Source organism: Serratia sp. P2ACOL2, assembly GCF_003691565.1.
GTDB lineage: Bacteria > Pseudomonadota > Gammaproteobacteria > Enterobacterales > Enterobacteriaceae > Serratia > Serratia liquefaciens.
On the sequence record NZ_CP033162.1, the window covers coordinates 5,018,101 to 5,036,995 of the forward strand.

An 18,895-nucleotide genomic window follows, 5' to 3' on the forward strand; every position below is an offset into this window, starting at 1 on the left:
AAAACAGTGATGCAGGCAAGGCTTCCGGGGAAAGCAATGCAGCCGGCCCACCGGGGGCCGGCGCAAAATCATTATGGCAGCACTTTCGCTGACAGAATGACGATAGGTTTACTTGGAACGTTTTGGTATGGCCCCACGTTGCCGGTCGGCGCCTGGGAAATTTTATCCACCACGTCCATGCCTTTAACCACCTTGCCAAACACCGCGTAACCGAAATCGCGCTGGCCGTGATCCAGGAAGGCGTTATCCGCCACGTTCAGGAAGAACTGGCTGGTAGCACTGTCTTTATCGGCGGTACGCGCCATCGAAATAGTGCCACGCAGGTTACGCAGGCCATTATCCGCTTCGTTCTTGATCGGTGCCTGGGTGGATTTTTGCTGCATATCGGCAGTAAAGCCGCCGCCCTGAACCATAAAGCCCGGGATCACGCGGTGGAAAATAGTGTTGTTGTAGTAGCCGCTGTTCACGTAGTCGATGAAGTTCTTGGTGGAAACCGGAGCCTTCTGACTGTCGAGCGCCAATTCGATATTCCCTGCTGAGGTGGTCAGCATGACATGAGTTTCACCGGCAGCGAGCGCAGCGGGTGCCATTGCTGTCAGGGAACACAGCGCAACGAGGGTCACTAAAGTACGTTTGAACATTAACGGGTCCTTTCTCTAAGAGACAAACAACGGAAAAGCGCTTTGATTCTAAAGAGCTGAACCTGCGAGTGCCAGCCATTTACCTATATTTACGCAATTGTGGGACTTATCTCAGCCAGCCCCGAATTTTACTGCCAAAAGTATGATCGCCTTAGACCTTTTTGCCAACTGCATCACGCATTTTTTGCCCTTTTTACGCCTTGCTCGCTTTTTGCGACACAACTCCCGGTTTCATTTCCTGTTCCGGTTAATCTAAAGAAATGAGAGCGCTCTCATTTTGAGAATGACAGCGAAAGTAACGAATATCCGCCGGCATTGCCGCCGCGCAATAACAGGAGAAATAATGTGAGTGAATTGATGACTGAAATCAGCCCCGATTTTGAAAGCACCATCATGGAGCTGCTGGTGTTCTCCGGTGGTGCCCGCAGCAGTGCGTTGATGGCCTTGCAGCAGGCGCGTGCCGGTGACTTTACCGCCTCAGCCAAGCACATGGCCGAGTCCAAACAGTCGGTGAAAAAGGCACACCTTATCCAGACCCAACTGATCGGCATGGATGAAGGCTGCGGCAAACTGGCCATCAACCTGATTACCGTTCATGCCCAGGATCATCTGATGAACGCTATGGTGATCCAGGATCTGGCGGATGACATGATTGAACTCTACCGCCGCCAGGCCCAGATGGAGGTTCGCGCATGAGCGCCTTGAAAATCGCCGTGATCGGCGGCGGCAGCAGTTACACGCCAGAATTGGTTGATGGGCTGATCCAACGTATCGAAGAACTGCCGGTGACCGAACTGGCGCTGGTAGATGTTGAACCCGGCCGCGAAAAGGTAGAGATCATTGCCGCGCTGACCGAACGCATGCTGGCACGCCATGGCCTGGAGCAGGTCAAAGTCAGCGTGCATTTCGAGCTGGATGAGGCTATTCGGGACGCGAGCTTCGTCCTGACCCAGTTCCGCGTCGGCCAGTTGCCGGCACGCGCCGCCGACGAGCGCTTGGGGCTGAAATACGATCTGATAGGCCAGGAAACCACCGGCGTCGGCGGCTTTGCCAAGGCGCTGCGCACCATACCGGTGATGCTGGATATCGCCCGCAGAGTGGAAAAACTGGCGCCGGATGCCTGGATCATCAATTTCACCAACCCGGCCGGCATCGTTACCGAAGCGGTCTCACGTTACACCAAAGCGAAAATCATCGGGCTGTGTAACGTACCGATCAGCATGCACCATATGATTGCCAACATGCTGAAAAGCCCTTCTCAAGAAATACAGCTGCAATTTGCCGGGCTGAACCATATGGTCTGGGTTCATCAGGTGCTGCAAAAGGGGCAAGACGTCACCGGTAAGGTGATCGACATGCTGTGCGATGGTGCCGCGTTGACCATGAACAACATCAAGGAAGAGCCTTGGCAGCCGGACTTCCTGCGCGCCGTGGGGGCAATCCCTTGCCCGTACCACCGCTATTTCTACCAAACCAAAGAGATGCTGGCCGAAGAAATTGCCGCGGCGGCCGAACGCGGCACCCGTGCCGAGCAGGTGATGAAAGTAGAGAGAGAGCTGTTTGAGCTGTATGCCGATCCGCACCTCGACAGCAAACCGGAACAATTAAGTTTCCGCGGCGGATCATATTATTCGGAAGTCGCGCTGGAGCTAATTCGTGCGATCCATAATAATCTCGGCACGCAATTAGTCGTCAATACTGCAAACCGTGGTGCCATTCGCGGTTTACCGGACGATGCTGTGATAGAAACCAACTGTATTGTCGATGCTCAGGGCGCCCACCCGCTGACCTTCGGCACGCTGCCGGATTCCATGCATGCGCTGACTCAACAGGTGAAAGCCTACGAGCGTCTGACTATCGAAGCCGCAGTGCATGGCGATCGCCGTAGTGGTCTGCTGGCGTTGGTGACCAATCCGCTGGTCGGTAATGCCAATGTGGCCCAGCCGCTGCTGGATGAAGTGTTGGCGGTGAATGCGCCTTATCTGCCACAGTTTAAATAACCACCGGGCCAGCCGCGGTTGCTGATACATTGCTATAACTAATCTGTAGGGGGTCGATACGTCGACCCCATTTTTGTCGTAATCAGGAGTCGGATGATGGTGACACTGGAAGATGTCGCAGCCTTGGCGGGCGTGTCCCGCGCCACCGTGTCCCGCGTAGTGAATGGCGACACCAACGTTAAAGGGCAGACCCGCGAGAAAGTGGAACGCGCGGTGGCCCAGCTCGGTTACACCCCCAACCCTGCAGCACGCGCACTGGCCTCCAGCCACAGCAATACCCTCGGGCTAGTCACGACCTCATATCGCGGCGGCTTCTTCGGCGCGCTGATGGACTTCGTGCAAACCGAAGCAGAATCCCATGGCAAACAGTTACTGGTGACCCAGGGCCGCAACAGCGCCGAAAACGAATGGCAGGCGATTCAACGGCTGTTCAGTCTGCGTTGCGACGGTGTGATCCTCCATGTCCGCTTCCTCAGCGACGACCAACTGCGTCAGTTGGCAACAGAGCAACGCCCTTTTATCCTGCTCGATCGTCTGGTGCCCGGTCTGGAAGACCGCTGCGTCACTTTCGATCATCCGCGCGCCAGCCGCATGGCGACCCAACAGTTGATTGATGCCGGCCACCGACACATCGCCTGCATCAGCGGCCCCCGCGATCGCCCCTCCAGCCACTTGCGCCTGCAGGGATTTGAACAGGCAATGCAGGCAGCGCACATCAAACCGGTTGCCTGCGTCGAAGGGCTTTACGATTTGGAAAGCGGCTATCGCTGCGCCGATCTGCTGTTGCAAATGAAAACCACGCCTACCGCTATCTATTGCTGCAACGAAGAAATGGCCATCGGCGCATTGCTGGCAATCAACGAACACCGCCTACGGGTTCCGCAAGATATCTCGCTGATCTGTTACGACAGCGGCGAACGTGCACCTTTCGTTCGACCGGCGCTGACCAGCGTACATTTCCCGATTACCGAAATGGCGCAATACGCAGCAAGGCGGCTGATTGATCCGACCACGCCTGAGGTCAGCTTCTCACCGATCGTCATCAGTCGAGATTCCATCGTGACGGTGAGCTAACAGATCACAAAAATATTTCACCACCGCTCATTCATTGCATCAAAAAATCGACAGCCATCACAAAAACTCCCGTTGTCTGTGCTAGGATCCGCTCCCTGGTGGCCTGATCGGGACTTTTTTCTGCTTTTGCCAGGAAAAGCCAGCGGCCTTAATCCAGCGTTATACCCTATGAATTTCAAATTGCAGCTAGACGCCCAACTTACTCATCCCCTGGAGCTTACTTAGGTAAGTGACTGGGGGACAAATCTGCCAGGAGCAGATTTGAACGCTGCTTGCAGCGGCCCCTTAAGGGGCGTGGCCTACGGATGGGCCACGTAACTGAGTGCAGGTAACAACGCTGCGGTTTGAAAGGCGACGGGAATAATCCTAACAGACATAATCAGGCCTATATAATGAATGACAGCAACCGTCTACGGCTTACCTGGATCAGCTATTTTTCTTACGCGCTGACCGGTGCTTTAGTTATCGTCACAGGGATGGTGATGGGGAACATTGCAGAGTACTTTAATCTGCCGGTTTCCAGCATGAGCAATACCTTTACCTTTCTTAACGCCGGTATTTTGATTTCGATCTTCCTCAATGCCTGGCTGATGGAAATCATCCCGCTGAAACGTCAATTGATGTTCGGCTTTGTGCTGATGGTGCTGGCTGTCGCCGGGTTGATGGTCGGCAAAAGCCTGACCATGTTCTCGTTGTGCATGTTCGTCCTTGGCGTGGTCAGCGGTATCACCATGTCGATAGGCACCTTCTTGATCACCCATATGTACGCCGGCCGCCAACGCGGTTCGCGCCTGCTGTTCACTGACTCCTTCTTCAGCATGGCCGGGATGATCTTCCCGATTGTTGCCGCAATGCTGTTGGCTCGTCAGATCGGCTGGTACTGGGTGTACGCCTGCATCGGCCTGCTGTATGTAGGTATCTTTGTGCTGACCCTGTTCTCCGAGTTCCCGGTGCTGGGCAACAAAGGCGCCGACGCCGGCCAGCTGGTAGCGAAAGAAAAATGGGGTATCGGCGTGCTGTTCCTGTCGATCGCCGCACTGTGCTACATCCTCGGCCAGCTTGGTTTCATCCAGTGGGTGCCGGAATACGCCACCAAGTCATTCGGTATGGATATCAGCCAGGCCGGTAAACTGGTGAGCGATTTCTGGACCTCATACATGGTGGGCATGTGGGTGTTCAGCTTTATTCTGCGCTTCTTCGATTTGCAGCGCATCGTCACCATTCTGGCCGCTTTGGCGACCGGTGCGATGTACATGTTCGTCAGCACCGACAATCCGGAACACCTGGGCTACTACATTATGGCTCTGGGCTTCGTCTCCAGCGCGATCTACACCACGTTGATCACTCTGGGCTCGCTGCAGACCAAGGTTTCTTCACCGAAACTGGTTAACTTCATCCTGACCTGCGGCACCATCGGCACCATGCTGACCTTCGTGGTCACCGGCCCGATCGTAGCGAAAGGCGGCGCGCATGCAGCGCTGACTACCGCTAACGGCCTGTACCTGGCGGTATTCGTCATGTGTCTGCTGCTCGGTTTCGTGACCAAGCACCGCAGCCACGGTCACGTGACGCACTAACCTGCCGACGTGATGTAAAAAGGGCGCCTTGGCGCCCTTTTTTTATGCTGCAACCGGTGCCTTAACGCCGGAAATCCACCTTCTCATCCTGTGCCAGATACAGCGTGGTTTCGGCTGGCTGAGTCTCGGCAATCACCGCCCCCTGCCGTATCGAATAGCGCACCGGCGTCTGTCGGCGCACCGCGTCAAAACCGCTTTCCGCCGGCAGAATCACCAGGTTGGCACTGTTCCCTGCCGCCAGGCCGTAATCGGTCAGGTTCAACGTCCGGGCACTGTGGCTGGTGATCAGTTTCAGCCCGTCGTCGATCTGGCCGTATCCCATCAGTTGGCACACATGCAGCCCCATATGCAGCACCTGCAGCATGTTGGCGGTCCCCAGCGGATACCAGGGGTCGAACACATCGTCATGACCAAAGCAGACGTTGATATTCGCCTCCAGCATCTCTTTCACCCGGGTGATGCCGCGCCGCTTCGGGTAGCTGTCGAAGCGCCCCTGCAGGTGGATATTCACCAGCGGGTTAGCAACAAAGTTGATGCCTGACATTTTCAGCAGGCGGAACAGCCGTGAAGCATAAGCGCCATTGTAAGAGTGCATCGCCGTGGTATGGCTGGCGGTCACCCTGGCACCCATGCCCAGCTTCAGCGCCAGCGCCGCCACGGTCTCGACAAATCGCGACTGTTCGTCGTCAATCTCATCGCAGTGGACATCCACCAGCCGATCGTATTTCTGCGCCAGAGCAAACGCCTTGTGCAGCGACTCCACGCCGTATTCCCGGGTGAATTCAAAGTGCGGGATGGCCCCTACCACGTCGGCTCCCAACCGCAGCGCCTCTTCCAGCAGGGCTTCGCCGTTGGGATAAGACATGATGCCCTCCTGCGGGAAGGCGACGATTTGCAGCGTAACCCAGGGGGCCACTTCCTGCTTCACTTCCAGCATCGCACGTAGCGCTGTCAGGGTCGGGTCCGAAACGTCAACATGGGTACGCACGTACTGCACGCCGTTGGCGATCTGCCATTTCAGCGTCTGCCAGGCGCGTTGCTTGACGTCCTCATGGGTCAGCAGTGCCTTGCGTTCCGCCCAGCGTTCAATGCCTTCAAACAGGGTACCTGACTGGTTCCAGGCCGGTTGCCCGGCGGTTTGGGTGGTATCCAGATGGATATGCGGCTCGACAAATGCCGGCTGCGCCAGCCCGCCCTGCGCATCCAGCACGTCGTTGCGCCACTCCTGCCCTTCCGGCTGCGGCACGATATGAGCGATGCGCCCCTGTTCAATGGCCAGTTGCCACAGCCCTTCATGCCCGCTTAAACGCAGGTTATCGATAAACTTCAATGGACTCTTGGCCACGCTTCACCTCTGCTGTTCCAGCCTGTTTTATTCATCATACTGGCAGCGGATCAGACTGACAAAGCGCCCTTGCGGTTATTACCCCACCCCTTACTCCCAAATAAGTAGAATTCGCATTAACTGGCTCGTTTCAGCTAAAGGTGAATAAAAACCGCAACTTATCAAATATCGATAAAAATCATCCATATACCACATAAGAGGTATATGGAGGGGCGATTGATTTGCATCAATAAATTGCCCGTAGGGAGGAATAAGGTAACGCTAGGAAATCAGAATTTTGAGGCAATAATGAGCAGAGTCAAACTTGCTGTCATCGGTAACGGCATGGTCGGCCACCGGTTTATCGAAGATCTGTTGGAAAAAGCAGACAAAGACCAGTTCGACATCACCGTATTTTGTGAAGAACCGCGCATCGCCTACGACCGCGTGCACCTGTCTTCTTATTTCTCCCACCACACCGCCGAAGAGCTCTCGCTGGTTCGCGAAGGCTTTTACGAAAAACAGGGCGTAAAAGTGCTGGTCGGCGAGCGGGCCATCACCATCAACCGCAGTGAAAAAGTCATTCACTCCAACACCGGCCGCACGGTGTACTACGACAAGCTGATCATGGCCACCGGCTCTTACCCGTGGATCCCACCGATCAAGGGTTCAGACAGCCAGGACTGTTTCGTCTACCGCACCATTGAAGATCTCAACGCCATCGAAGCCTGCGCACGCCGCAGCAAACGCGGTGCCGTAGTCGGCGGCGGCCTGCTCGGTCTGGAGGCCGCAGGCGCGCTGAAAAGCCTGGGCGTAGAAACCCACGTCATTGAGTTTGCGCCGGTACTGATGGCAGAACAGCTGGATCCGATGGGCGGCGATCAGCTACGTCGTAAAATCGAACGCATGGGCGTCAAAGTCCATACCGGCAAAAATACCCAGGAAATCGTCAACGGCGGGGAGCAGGCGCGCAAGACCATGCAGTTCGCCGACGGCACCGCACTGGAAGTCGACTTTATCGTCTTCTCCACCGGTATCCGTGCCCAGGACAAACTGGCCCATCAGTGTGGGCTAGCCACCGCACGCCGGGGCGGTATCGTGATAAACGACAGTTGCCAAACTTCAGATCCGGACGTTTACGCCATCGGCGAATGCGCCTCATGGCGCGATCGCACCTTCGGCCTGGTTGCACCGGGCTATAAAATGGCACAGGTAACGGCTGACCATCTGCTGGGGCGCGAAAACACCTTCCTGGGCGCAGACATGAGCGCCAAGCTGAAATTGCTGGGTGTAGACGTCGGCGGCATCGGTGATGCCCATGGCCGCACCGAAGGGGCGCGCAGCTACGTTTATCTGGATGAAAGCAAAGAAATTTATAAACGCATCGTCGTCAGCGCAGACAACAAGACCCTGCTCGGCGCAGTGCTGGTGGGCGACACCAGTGACTACGGCAACCTGCTGCAGCTGGCGTTAAACGCCATCGAACTGCCGGAAAACCCGGACGGTCTGATCCTGCCGTCGCACGCAGGCAGCAAGCCGGCGATTGGCGTCGAGTCGCTGCCGGAAACCGCGCAAATCTGCTCCTGCTTCGACGTCAGCAAAGGCGATATCATCAAGGCGGTCAGCATGGGTTGCCACACCGTCGCCGCCATCAAGTCTGAAACCAAGGCCGGTACCGGCTGCGGTGGCTGTATTCCTCTGATCACCCAGGTGCTGAATGCCGAACTGACCAAACAGGGCATCGAAGTCAACCATCACCTGTGCGAGCACTTTGCTTATTCACGCCAGGAGCTCTACCACCTGATCCGCGTCGAAGGCATCAAATCCTTCGACGAACTGCTGGCCAAATACGGCAAGGGTTACGGCTGCGAAGTGTGTAAACCTACCGTTGGCTCACTGCTGGCCTCCTGCTGGAATGAGTACGTGCTCAAACCGCAACATACGCCGCTGCAGGACACCAACGACAACTTCCTCGGCAATATCCAGAAAGACGGCACTTATTCGGTGATCCCACGCTCCGCCGGCGGTGAAATCACGCCGGACGGTTTGATGGCGGTCGGCCAGATCGCCAAGGAATACAATCTGTACACCAAGATGACCGGCTCTCAGCGCATCGGCATGTTCGGCGCGCAAAAAGACGACCTGCCGGCTATTTGGAGCAAACTGATTGCCGCCGGTTTTGAAACCGGCCACGCCTACGCCAAGGCGCTGCGCATGTCGAAAACCTGCGTTGGCAGCACCTGGTGCCGCTATGGCGTCGGCGACAGCGTCGGGTTTGGCGTCAAGCTGGAACACCGCTACAAAGGCATTCGCACCCCGCACAAAATGAAGTTTGGCGTTTCCGGTTGCACCCGTGAATGCGCCGAGGCGCAGGGCAAGGACGTCGGCATTATCGCCACCGAGAACGGCTGGAACCTGTACGTCTGCGGCAACGGCGGCATGAAACCGCGCCATGCCGATCTGCTGGCGGCTGACCTCGACAGCGTGACGCTGGAGCACTACCTCGATCGCTTTATGATGTTCTATATCCGCACCGCCGATAAGCTGCAGCGCACCTCGGTATGGCTGGAAAGCCTGGAAGGCGGCATCGATTACCTGCGCAAAGTGATCATTGACGACAAACTGGGCATCAACGCTCAACTGGAAGCCGAAATCGCCCGCCTGCGCGATGCGGTGATCTGCGAGTGGAAAGAAACCGTTGAGCACCCCGAATCTCAGGTCCGCTTCGCCCACTTTATCAACAGTAGCCAGCGCGATCCGAACGTCCAGGTGGTCGCCGAACGCGAGCAGCACCGCCCGGCACGTCCGGATGAACGCATTCCCGTCACCCTGCTGGAAACCGAGGAGAACAACGCATGAGCCAGTGGACAACCCTTTGCCCTATCAGCGATATCCTGCCCGGTACCGGCGTGTGTGCCCTGATTGGCGACCAACAGGTGGCCATCTTCCGCCCCTACGCCGACGATCAGGTCTTTGCCATCAGCAATATTGATCCCTTCGCCCAGGCCAGCGTGTTATCACGCGGGCTGATCGCCGAACATCAGGGTGAGCTGTGGGTCGCCAGCCCGTTAAAAAAACAACATTTCCGCCTGCACGACGGTTACTGTCTGGAAGATGACAGCCGCTCCGTCGCGCATTTCGCCAGCCGGGTTTTGGACGGCATGGTGCAGGTCGCGGCCTGATATTTCTACTTTAACCTCAGGGGAAGCAGCATGTTCACCGATACCATCAACAAATGCGCCGCCAATGCGGCGCGCATCGTCCGGCTGGCAAAACACAGCCCGCTGGGCTTTTGGATCAGCTCGGCAATGGCCGGGGCCTACGTCGGCCTCGGCATCATTTTGATCTTCACCCTCGGCAATCTGGTCGATCCCTCCCTGCGGCCGCTGGTGATGGGGGCCACCTTCGGCATCGCGCTGACGCTGGTGATCATCGCCGGTTCCGAACTGTTCACTGGCCACACCATGTTCCTGACGCTCGGCGTCAAGGCCGGCACCATCACGCAGGGCCAAATGTGGGCGGTCTTGCCGCAGACCTGGTTAGGCAACCTGTTGGGCTCGGTGCTGGTGGCGCTGATGTACTATTACGGCGGCGGCAGCCTGTTGCCGGTGGATACCAGTCTGGTACACACCGCGGCGTTGGCAAAAACCACCGCACCGGCGGAAGTGCTGTTCTTCAAGGGCGTGCTGTGTAACTGGCTGGTCTGCCTGGCGATTTGGATGGCGATCCGCGTGGAAGGTGCCGCCAAGTTCATCGCCATCTGGTGGTGTCTGCTGGCCTTTATCGCTTCCGGCTATGAACACTCGGTTGCCAATATGACGCTGTTCGCCCTGTCCTGGTTCGGCCATCACAGCGAAGCCTATACCCTGAGTGGCATCGGCCATAACCTGTTGTGGGTGACGCTGGGTAATATCCTGTCCGGCTCGGTGCTGATGGGCCTGGGCTACTGGTACGCCACACCGCGTGCCGAACGGCCGCAGGCTGAAAAAGCCGTAACGCGTCAAGCCGCATAATATTCCGGGGCGCTTTGCGCCCCACTGCTGATTGCCCCGAGGATTGCCGATGGATTACCTGCCGATTTTCTGCCAACTGCAACACAAAGCCTGCCTGCTGGTCGGTGGCGGCGAGATTGCCGAACGCAAAGCCCGTTTGCTGCTGGATGCCGGCGCGGCGTTGACCGTCAACGCCTGCAGCTTCAGCCCGCAATTTCACGAATGGGCCGCGCTTGGCCGCGTCACGCTGGCAGAAGGCGAGTTCAGCGCGGCGTTGCTGGCGGAAAAGTGGCTGGTAATCGCCGCCACCGATCGGGTGGAAGTCAACGCGTTGGTGTATCAATGCGCCAACCAGCAACGGGTGTTCTGCAACGTCGTGGATGATCCCAAGCGCGCCAGCTTTATCATGCCGTCGATTATCGATCGCTCGCCGATTATGGTCGCGGTGTCTTCCGGCGGTAAAGCGCCGGTGCTGGCGCGGCTGCTGCGTGAGAAGCTGGAGGCCATGCTGCCTCAGCATCTTGGCAAGCTGGCGCAACTGGGCGGCTCATTGCGCCAACGGGTAAAAAAGCACTTCTCTGACATCGGCGCACGCCGTCGTTTTTGGGAAAAACTGTTTGCCCACGACCGCCTGGCGCAGTCTTTGGCCAATGATGACCAACCGCTGGCGGATCGGCAGATCGAAGAGCTGTTTAGCCATCAACAGCAACAATGCGGTGAAGTGGTACTGGTGGGTGCCGGACCGGGTGACGCTGGCCTGTTGACCCTGAAAGGCCTGCAGCAGATCCAGCAGGCTGACGTGGTGGTTTATGACCGCCTGGTCTCCGATGAGGTCATGACGCTGGTGCGTCGCGATGCCGAGCGCATTTTCGTCGGCAAACGTGCCGGCAACCATTGCGTGCCGCAAGATCAGATTAACCAAATCCTGCTCGAGCAGGCGCAACAAGGTAAGCGCGTGGTACGACTGAAAGGCGGTGACCCATTCATCTTTGGCCGCGGCGGCGAAGAGCTGGAAACGTTGGCCGACGCCAATATTCCGTTCTCGGTGGTGCCGGGCATTACCGCTGCTTCCGGTTGCTCAGCCTACAGCGGTATTCCCCTCACCCATCGCGACCATGCGCAAAGCGTACGCCTGGTGACGGGGCACGCCAAGCGCGATGGCGGGTTAAACTGGTCAACGCTGGCCGCCGGGCAGCAAACGTTGGTGTTTTACATGGGCCTGACGCAGGCGGCAGAGATCCAACGCCAACTGATCGCGCACGGTATGCCGGCCTCCACCCCGGTGGCGCTGGTAGAAAACGGCACCTCTTGTCGTCAAAGGGTGATCGAAGGGGAACTGAAGCAGTTGGGAACCCTGGCCTTGCGAGCTGCCAGCCCAAGTTTGATCATCGTCGGCAGCGTGGTGAGCCTGCGCAGCAAGCTGAACTGGTTCTCCAGCCAGGAATCACCACAGCCACTGGCGCAAATGGCTTGATCCAGACGTAAAAAAAGCGGCCAATGGCCGCTTTTCTTTTATGGCGAGGATCACTGTGGCGACACGAAGCCAACCGCCTGGTAAACCTTGGCCAACGTTTCCTGTGCGCGCGCACGAGCCTTGGCCGCACCGTCACGCATCACCTGCTGCAGCAAGGCCTCGTCATTGCGGAAACGGTGGTAACGCTCCTGCAGCTCACCCAGCATGCCTGATACCGCTTCGGCTACCGCACCTTTCAGGTGGCCGTACATCTGGCCTTCAAACTCGGCTTCCAACTGAGCGATGCTCTTGCCGGTCACACCGGCGAGAATATCCAGCAGGTTTGATACCCCTGCCTTGTTCGCCACGTCGTAACGCACTACCGGCGGCTCTTCGGAGTCGGTCATCGCACGTTTGATTTTCTTGCTCACCGCTTTCGGATCTTCCAGCAGGCCAATCACGTTGTTGCGGTTATCGTCCGACTTGGACATTTTCTTGGTCGGCTCTTGCAGCGACATCACGCGAGCGCCGGACTTGGGAATAAACGGCTCAGGGACTTTGAACACGTCACCGTACAGCGCATTGAAACGCTGACCAATGTCGCGGCTCAGTTCCAGATGTTGCTTCTGGTCTTCACCGACCGGAACCTGGTTGGTCTGGTACAGCAGGATATCCGCCGCCATCAGCACCGGGTAGCTGAACAGGCCGGCGTTGATGTTTTCCGCATAGCGTGCGGATTTGTCTTTGAACTGGGTCATGCGGCTCAGTTCGCCGAAATAGGTATAGCAGTTCAACACCCAGCTCAGTTGCGTATGCTCCGGCACGTGAGACTGTACGAAGATGGTGCTCTTTTGCGGATCGATGCCGCAGGCCAGATACAGCGCCAGCGTGTCCAGCGTAGCTTTGCGCAGTTTTTCTGCGTCCTGACGTACGGTGATCGCATGCAAATCAACGATGCAGTAGATGCAGTCATAATCGTCCTGCATTTTCTCCCACTGACGCAGGGCACCCATGTAGTTGCCAATGGTCAGTTCACCGGACGGCTGTGCGCCGCTAAATACGATGGGCTTACTCATGTTTAAATTTCCTGATTCTCTAAAGATGACAGCCCAAGAGCGGGCAACAAATCGGCAAAGCGCTCCAACACGCGGTCGGGATGGCTCAGGGCAATCGCCTCGCCGTAGTTATAACCGTAGGTCAGCGCGGCGCTAGGGCAGCCAGCCGCCTGCGCCGCCTGAATATCGTTGCGGGAATCGCCCACAAACAGCAACTCGTTGGTGCGCAGGCCCAATTTGCCGAGGACCAGATACAGCGGTGCCGGGTGCGGTTTCTTTTCCACCACGTCATCGCCGCCGATAATCAGCGAAAAGTCATCGAGAATGCCCAATGTGGCCAACAGTGGTGCGACAAACGGCGTCGGTTTGTTGGTCACCAGCGCCATTGGATACCCTTGCGCAGCTAATTGGGCCAGCGTTTCCTTCACCTGCGGAAACAGGCGGCTGCCGCTGTCCACGGTTTGCGCATAGAAGTGATCAAAACGTTCGCGCAGTTGTTGGCAGTGTTCTGGGGTGGCTTCCACCTCAGCCCAGCGCAGCGCGCGTTGTACCAGCACGTCTGCGCCATTGCCAATCCAGGTGCTAACCCGGTCTTCGCCGGCCTGTGGCAAACCCATTTCCGCCAGCGCCATATCAATAGCGGCCGCCAATCCCGGCGCGCTGTCTACCAGCGTGCCATCGAGATCAAAGGCCAGAGCGCGGATGGCACTGAAATCAGCCATGCGTCACCTTCGCCAGTTCGCTGCGCATATCATCAATCACCCGGCGATAGTCCGGCTTGCCGAAGATGGCTGAACCGGCGACAAACATGTCTGCACCGGCTGCGGCGATTTCGGCGATGTTGTCGACTTTCACGCCGCCATCCACTTCCAAACGGATATCGCGACCGCTTTCGTCGATCAGCTTGCGCACCTGGCGCAGCTTATCCAAAGTGCCGTGGATAAACGACTGGCCGCCAAAGCCAGGGTTGACCGACATCAGCAGGATCACGTCGATTTTGTCCATCACGTAATCGAGATAGCTCAGCGGCGTCGCCGGGTTGAATACCAAGCCGGCTTTACAGCCGTGCTCTTTAATCAATTGAATGGTGCGATCGACGTGTTCGGAGGCTTCCGGATGGAAAGAGATGTAACTGGCACCCGCTGCGGCGAAGTCCGGCACTATGCGGTCTACCGGCTTCACCATCAGATGCACGTCAATCGGTGCGGTGATGCCGTAGTTACGCAGCGCCTGACAAACCATCGGCCCGATGGTCAGATTGGGAACGTAGTGGTTATCCATCACGTCGAAGTGCACTACGTCGGCACCTGCGGCCAGCACGTTGGCTGTGTCTTCACCCAGGCGAGCAAAATCTGCCGACAAAATGGACGGGGCAATCAAAAATTTTTTCATCCGCTATCTCCAAACGTAGGGTTCGAATTTGTTATACGCCGGGGCGTAACCCCGGTTTAACGATAAAGCGCCAAAAGTTCATTCACTTTGCTGCGGCCGAGAATATTGCGGCTGATGGTGCGACGCGCTTTCACAACAAACAGCGAGGCGTGCTGATACCAGTCACGCGTCAGTTCGGTATCGTGGTTGGAAATCAATACCGGCACCTGGCTTTCAACCGAAAGCTGATGTGCCATCAACGCCAGGCTTTGTTGATCGGCCATGCTGAAGCTGTTGGTGTGGTAGGCGGTAAAATTCGCCGTAGCCGATAATGGCGCATACGGCGGATCGCAATACACCACGGTACCACGCTCGGCTTTTGCCATGGTATCCCGGTAATGCTCGCAGACAAAAGTGGCGTTGCGGGATTTTTCGGCGAACCAGTACAGCTCTTCCTCGGGGAAGTACGGTTTCTTGTAACGTCCAAAGGGAACGTTGAACTCGCCACGCAGGTTATATCGGCACAGGCCGTTATAACAGTGGCGGTTCAGATAAAGAAACAGCAGCGCGCGGCGATAAGGATCGGCACTAGTATTGAACTCTTCGCGCAGCAGGTAAAACTGATCCGACTTATTGAATTCATCGGTGAAAAGAAGGCGGGCATCACGCACGAAGTCATCCGTACGCAGCTTAACGATGTTATACAGGTTAATAAGATCGCTGTTGATGTCGGCGAGAATATAGGCATCGTATTCCGTGTTCAGAAAGACTGAACCCGCACCCACGAAGGGCTCGATTAAGCAGTCGCCTGCTGGCAGATGACGACGAATCTCGTCCACCAGCGGGTATTTTCCACCAGCCCATTTTAAAAAAGCGCGGTTTTTCTTCATGCCGTCAATTAGCTACTTATTATACAATTCAGAGCGGCGGATTGTACTCTGTTTCAGACAGCACATCAGCGCACAAATTTAAGTGATTGATACCCTTCATACTTCAAGCCGCAGCATCGCTGGCCACGCACGGTTGTTCAGCCTGTTTCCAGGCCACTTCAGTCATCTGTCGCGGGCTAAATTGCGTGCCCCGATTAACATGGGCGCAGCATGCTGCGCCCCTAAATGTCTGAAATCCCTGCCTTCGCCAACTGAATGCAGCTTGAAATCTACCGGGTTACTTTTTCAGATCTTGCTGTACCTGGCGTACAGGTCGAACCCATGGTTTTTTCGCCTGAACATCCGCTGGCAGCGTCGCGATTGCGCGCTTCGCTTCTGCCGAAGAGGCATAGTTGCCACTCACCAGCACATACCAAGGTTTACCGTCACGCTGGGTTGCGTACACCAGATAATGCTGCAGTTTCTGCTGCTTGGCGTAGGCATTGAGCGTATCGGAACGCGAGGCACTGCTCAGTTGCAGAGTGTAATGGCCTGCCGGTGCAGATTGCAGCGAACCCGCGTTGCCGCTTACGGCTCCCGCCTTGGCACTTGCCGCTCCCGCTTTGGCGGAAGAGGTCGGCGCCGGTGTATACACCGTGGTTGGCGCTTTGTGCTGCGAGGTCGTAGCCGTCGGCTTGCTGACGGTTTTTGCCGGCGTTTTGTGTTGCTGTGGCGCCGTTCCCTGAACCGGGCGTACGGTTTCTTTCGCCGTTGCGCCGTTCATCAGAGTCGCAGGAGCCGTCGGCAGGGTCGAAGCCGGCCCCGTCATGCCCTGCGTCGCGGTATCAATCTGCCCCTGCTGGGCCGACAGCGCGTCCGACATATTGCCCGGCAAATCGACCCGTTGCTGCGCGCCGCCCTGCGGCTGCTGCGGTTGCGCTTCCGTCGGGGTGCTGGCGATCGGTGGAACGCTGACGGTTTGCGGCTGCGAACTGCTGCTCACACCGTTATTGTCATTGGTGTCGGTAGTACCACCCGGAACGCCGGAATTACCGGCCGTCAGCGACGAAGAACCGGACAGGTTAATGTCTTTGGCCGCGCCATTTTGCGCGCCTTCCTGGGCCGCTTCATGCTTGGTTGGCGCTTTCAGCGCCGAGCCAATGCCGACAATCAGCAATAACAGCACCAAAATACCGATACCAATCATTAAATGCTGACGCGAAACGGCAAAACGCGGTCCCGGAGCCGGTTTGCGCGAACGTGCAGGACGACGATCGCTGCTATCAGGTCTGAGATCGTCTTCCGGTTTAAACTCATCCATCTGAAACCCTCCAACTAGAGGCAAAAGCCCACCACTGTAGATCTACCGTGGCACGGGCAGATTAACCCGATGATGTCAAAGCGACGCCATGCCTGCTTTGCACATAATTAATATAGATGTAAACGGCGGCTAAGCCACTGTTACTTCGTCCGATTTACTTAGGCATTCCCTGCAGGAAGGCAAGCTGCGATGGAAGCAAGCACCATTTCATGCCCAACTCCGCCGCGGACCTCCGCCTGGCCAATGGCCGTCGGCAGTACCAGACGTAGTTCACCGGCCAGTACTTTCTTATCGCGCATCATATGTGGCAAATAAGATTCCGGTGCCATTTCCTGCGGACCACACACCGGCAAGCCAGCGCGTAATAACAGTGCTTTGATACGTTCAATATCTTCGGCGGAGAACTGACCGAGACGGTGCGCGGTTTCTGCCGCCATCACCATGCCGGCAGCGACGGCCTCACCGTGCAACCATACACCATAGCCCATTTCGGCTTCGATAGCATGGCCGTAAGTATGGCCCAAATTCAGCAGCGCACGCAGACCGCTTTCGCGTTCGTCAGCGGCAACGACCTCAGCCTTAAGTTCACAGCAACGGCGGATGCAATAGGCCAAAGCCTGCATGTCCAACGCCACCAGAGCATCAATATTGTTTTCCAGCCAGACAAAGAAATCGCGATCGAGAATAATCCCGTACTTGATCACTTCAGCCAAACCAGAGGAGAGCTCACGCGCCGGCAAGGTTTTCAGGCAATCCAGATCAACCACGACTGAAGCGGGTTGATAGAAGGCACCGATCATGTTTTTACCGAGCGGATGATTGACGGCGGTTTTACCGCCAACGGAAGAGTCCACCTGCGACAGCAGAGTGGTAGGGACCTGAATAAAGCGGACTCCGCGCTGATAACACGCGGCGGCAAAACCGGTTAGATCGCCTACCACGCCGCCGCCAAGGGCAATCAGCGTGGTATCGCGACCGTGCGGTTTTTCCAACAGCGCCGAGAACACCTGCTCGAGCACGGCAAGAGATTTGTACTGTTCGCCATCAGGTAAAATCACCTGATCCACCATGACGCCAGCCTGTTCCAGCACCTTCCGGACGTGGTCCAGATAGAGTGGCGCCAGGGTTTGGTTGGTGACCAGCATAACCTGCTCACCCGCCTTCAGCGGCATAAAAGAAGCCGGATCGTTGAACAATCCGGCGGCTATGGTAATCGGGTAGCTGCGCTCCCCAAGCGTTACGGTAATTCTCTCCATGTCGCGCTCAGTTCTCAGTGTGGTTTATCCCCGCTACTGCGGGGAACACAATCAGTCTTTCCGCATTTGCCGTGGCGAACACGGAAACCGCAATCAGTTGCTTTCCAGCATGTTGATAATCTGGTTGGCAACCACTTTGGCGCTTTGATCGTCGGTGCGGATGGTGACATCTGCAATTTCTTCGTATAACGGATTGCGCTCTTTCGCCAGCGCTTCAAGCACTTCACGCGGAGGAGAATCAACCTGCAGCAGCGGACGCTTTTTGTCGCGCTGGGTTCGGGCCAATTGCTTCTCGATAGTGGTTTCCAGGTACACCACTACGCCACGCGCCGACAGACGGTTACGCGTTTCACGCGATTTAACCGAACCGCCGCCGGTAGCCAGCACGATGCCTTGCTTTTCCGTCAGTTCATTAATGACTTTTTCTTCACGATCGCGGAAACCTTCTTCACCTTCCACGTCGAATACCCAGCCCACGTCAGCTCCGGTACGTCGCTCAATTTCTTGATCGGAGTCGAAAAACTCCATATTGAGTTGCTGAGCTAACTGACGGCCAATAGTGCTTTTGCCGGCACCCATAGGCCCAACCAGAAAGATATTGCGTTTCTCTGCCATGTTTTTCGGTATTACTAAGACAATTCGTTAATGTTAACCCGCCCCGCCAATCAAATCAGCGGCGGGACCTAAACTGAAACCTCATGAACGATAGTGCGAGATCAGACGGAAAATTATCTCAACACTCTTGGTAGTTTGGCAACCGAATAAATCGCAATCCACGCCGCAGGAGGGAAACCATACGTTTTTAACGGCGTCTTGGCGCTAACAAAAAAACCTCGGTGCTCAATTCGGTAACCCTTGTAAGCTAAATCGGTCGCAGCGTCAAACGCAGATGCCCCCAAGGCGATAAAAAAGTGCATCTGCTCATCAACTTTAGGTGATTTCCCACGAACCTGACACATTGC

18 protein-coding genes are annotated in these 18,895 nt (G+C 56.6%); 8 read left to right on the forward strand and 10 right to left on the reverse strand.

The genetic code is table 11. From position 1 onward, the window contains the following. Positions 1-71 precede the first annotated feature (71 nt). Positions 72-641 carry a peptidylprolyl isomerase A gene (gene ppiA, locus EBA31_RS24150; protein WP_020837308.1) on the reverse strand — a complete coding sequence of 190 codons (570 nt, stop codon included), beginning with the start codon at positions 639-641 and terminating at the stop codon, positions 72-74. Between the two features lie 357 nt (positions 642-998). On the opposite strand from ppiA, the gene EBA31_RS24155 reads away from it, so the two are divergent. From EBA31_RS24155 to tsgA, 4 genes are all read left to right on the forward strand, one after another. Next, complete coding sequence (locus tag EBA31_RS24155; protein ID WP_041415733.1) at positions 999-1,337, forward strand: PTS lactose/cellobiose transporter subunit IIA; 339 nt, start codon at positions 999-1,001, stop codon at positions 1,335-1,337. Continuing rightward, positions 1,334-2,641: a 6-phospho-beta-glucosidase gene (locus tag EBA31_RS24160; protein WP_122080382.1), complete on the forward strand. Its 1,308-nt coding sequence runs from the start codon at positions 1,334-1,336 to the stop codon at positions 2,639-2,641. The genes EBA31_RS24155 and EBA31_RS24160 overlap by 4 nt, the downstream gene beginning before the upstream one ends. Positions 2,642-2,737: 96 nt before the next feature. Further along, complete coding sequence (locus EBA31_RS24165; RefSeq protein ID WP_115061143.1) at positions 2,738-3,715, forward strand: LacI family DNA-binding transcriptional regulator; 978 nt, start codon at positions 2,738-2,740, stop codon at positions 3,713-3,715. A gap of 392 nt (positions 3,716-4,107) precedes the next feature. Beyond that, positions 4,108-5,292, forward strand: coding sequence for an MFS transporter TsgA (tsgA, locus tag EBA31_RS24170; protein WP_122080383.1), 1,185 nt, complete (start codon positions 4,108-4,110; stop codon positions 5,290-5,292). A gap of 61 nt (positions 5,293-5,353) precedes the next feature. Here tsgA and EBA31_RS24175 read toward each other — a convergent pair whose 3' ends face one another. After that, the gene (locus tag EBA31_RS24175) at positions 5,354-6,622 is read right to left on the reverse strand and encodes a cytosine deaminase (RefSeq protein ID WP_369982366.1); all 1,269 of its coding nucleotides are present in this window, start codon (positions 6,620-6,622) and stop codon (positions 5,354-5,356) included. A 303-nt stretch (positions 6,623-6,925) separates the two neighbouring features. Here EBA31_RS24175 and nirB point away from each other — a divergent pair, with 303 nt between their 5' ends. From nirB to cysG, 4 genes are read left to right on the forward strand one after another with little or no spacing between them, the layout of a single operon-like run. Next, on the forward strand, positions 6,926-9,475 hold the full coding sequence (gene nirB / locus EBA31_RS24185) for a nitrite reductase large subunit NirB (RefSeq protein ID WP_020837319.1): 2,550 nt from the start codon (positions 6,926-6,928) through the stop codon (positions 9,473-9,475). After that, positions 9,472-9,798, forward strand: coding sequence for a nitrite reductase small subunit NirD (gene nirD, locus EBA31_RS24190; RefSeq protein ID WP_020837321.1), 327 nt, complete (start codon positions 9,472-9,474; stop codon positions 9,796-9,798). Before nirB ends, nirD begins: the two co-directional genes overlap by 4 nt. A gap of 30 nt (positions 9,799-9,828) precedes the next feature. Beyond that, on the forward strand, positions 9,829-10,629 hold the full coding sequence (nirC, locus tag EBA31_RS24195; protein WP_046372484.1) for a nitrite transporter NirC: 801 nt from the start codon (positions 9,829-9,831) through the stop codon (positions 10,627-10,629). Between the two features lie 49 nt (positions 10,630-10,678). After that, a complete protein-coding gene (gene cysG, locus EBA31_RS24200; RefSeq protein WP_115060724.1) occupies positions 10,679-12,082 on the forward strand; it encodes a siroheme synthase CysG in 1,404 nt (467 codons plus the stop codon). A 50-nt stretch (positions 12,083-12,132) separates the two neighbouring features. Here cysG and trpS read toward each other — a convergent pair whose 3' ends face one another. From trpS to EBA31_RS24240, 8 genes are all read right to left on the reverse strand, one after another. Continuing rightward, on the reverse strand, positions 12,133-13,137 hold the full coding sequence (trpS, locus tag EBA31_RS24205; protein WP_020837324.1) for a tryptophan--tRNA ligase: 1,005 nt from the start codon (positions 13,135-13,137) through the stop codon (positions 12,133-12,135). Between the two features lie 2 nt (positions 13,138-13,139). Then, the gene (locus EBA31_RS24210) at positions 13,140-13,838 is read right to left on the reverse strand and encodes a phosphoglycolate phosphatase (protein WP_048760514.1); all 699 of its coding nucleotides are present in this window, start codon (positions 13,836-13,838) and stop codon (positions 13,140-13,142) included. Continuing rightward, positions 13,831-14,508 carry a ribulose-phosphate 3-epimerase gene (gene rpe / locus EBA31_RS24215; protein WP_020837326.1) on the reverse strand — a complete coding sequence of 226 codons (678 nt, stop codon included), beginning with the start codon at positions 14,506-14,508 and terminating at the stop codon, positions 13,831-13,833. Before rpe ends, EBA31_RS24210 begins: the two co-directional genes overlap by 8 nt. Before the next feature lie 56 nt (positions 14,509-14,564). Further along, on the reverse strand, positions 14,565-15,377 hold the full coding sequence (gene dam / locus EBA31_RS24220; RefSeq protein ID WP_020837327.1) for an adenine-specific DNA-methyltransferase: 813 nt from the start codon (positions 15,375-15,377) through the stop codon (positions 14,565-14,567). Between the two features lie 277 nt (positions 15,378-15,654). Continuing rightward, positions 15,655-16,677 (reverse strand): SPOR domain-containing protein, encoded by a 1,023-nt coding sequence (locus EBA31_RS24225; RefSeq protein WP_122080385.1) that lies wholly within the window; start codon positions 16,675-16,677, stop codon positions 15,655-15,657. A 158-nt stretch (positions 16,678-16,835) separates the two neighbouring features. Then, positions 16,836-17,933, reverse strand: coding sequence for a 3-dehydroquinate synthase (gene aroB / locus EBA31_RS24230; protein ID WP_020837329.1), 1,098 nt, complete (start codon positions 17,931-17,933; stop codon positions 16,836-16,838). A 93-nt stretch (positions 17,934-18,026) separates the two neighbouring features. Next, entirely contained in the window at positions 18,027-18,548 is a 522-nt protein-coding gene (gene aroK / locus EBA31_RS24235; protein WP_004391482.1) for a shikimate kinase AroK, read from the reverse strand. 113 nt (positions 18,549-18,661) lie between these two features. Beyond that, entirely contained in the window at positions 18,662-18,892 is a 231-nt protein-coding gene (locus EBA31_RS24240; RefSeq protein WP_020837331.1) for a hypothetical protein, read from the reverse strand. Positions 18,893-18,895: the final 3 nt, after the last annotated feature.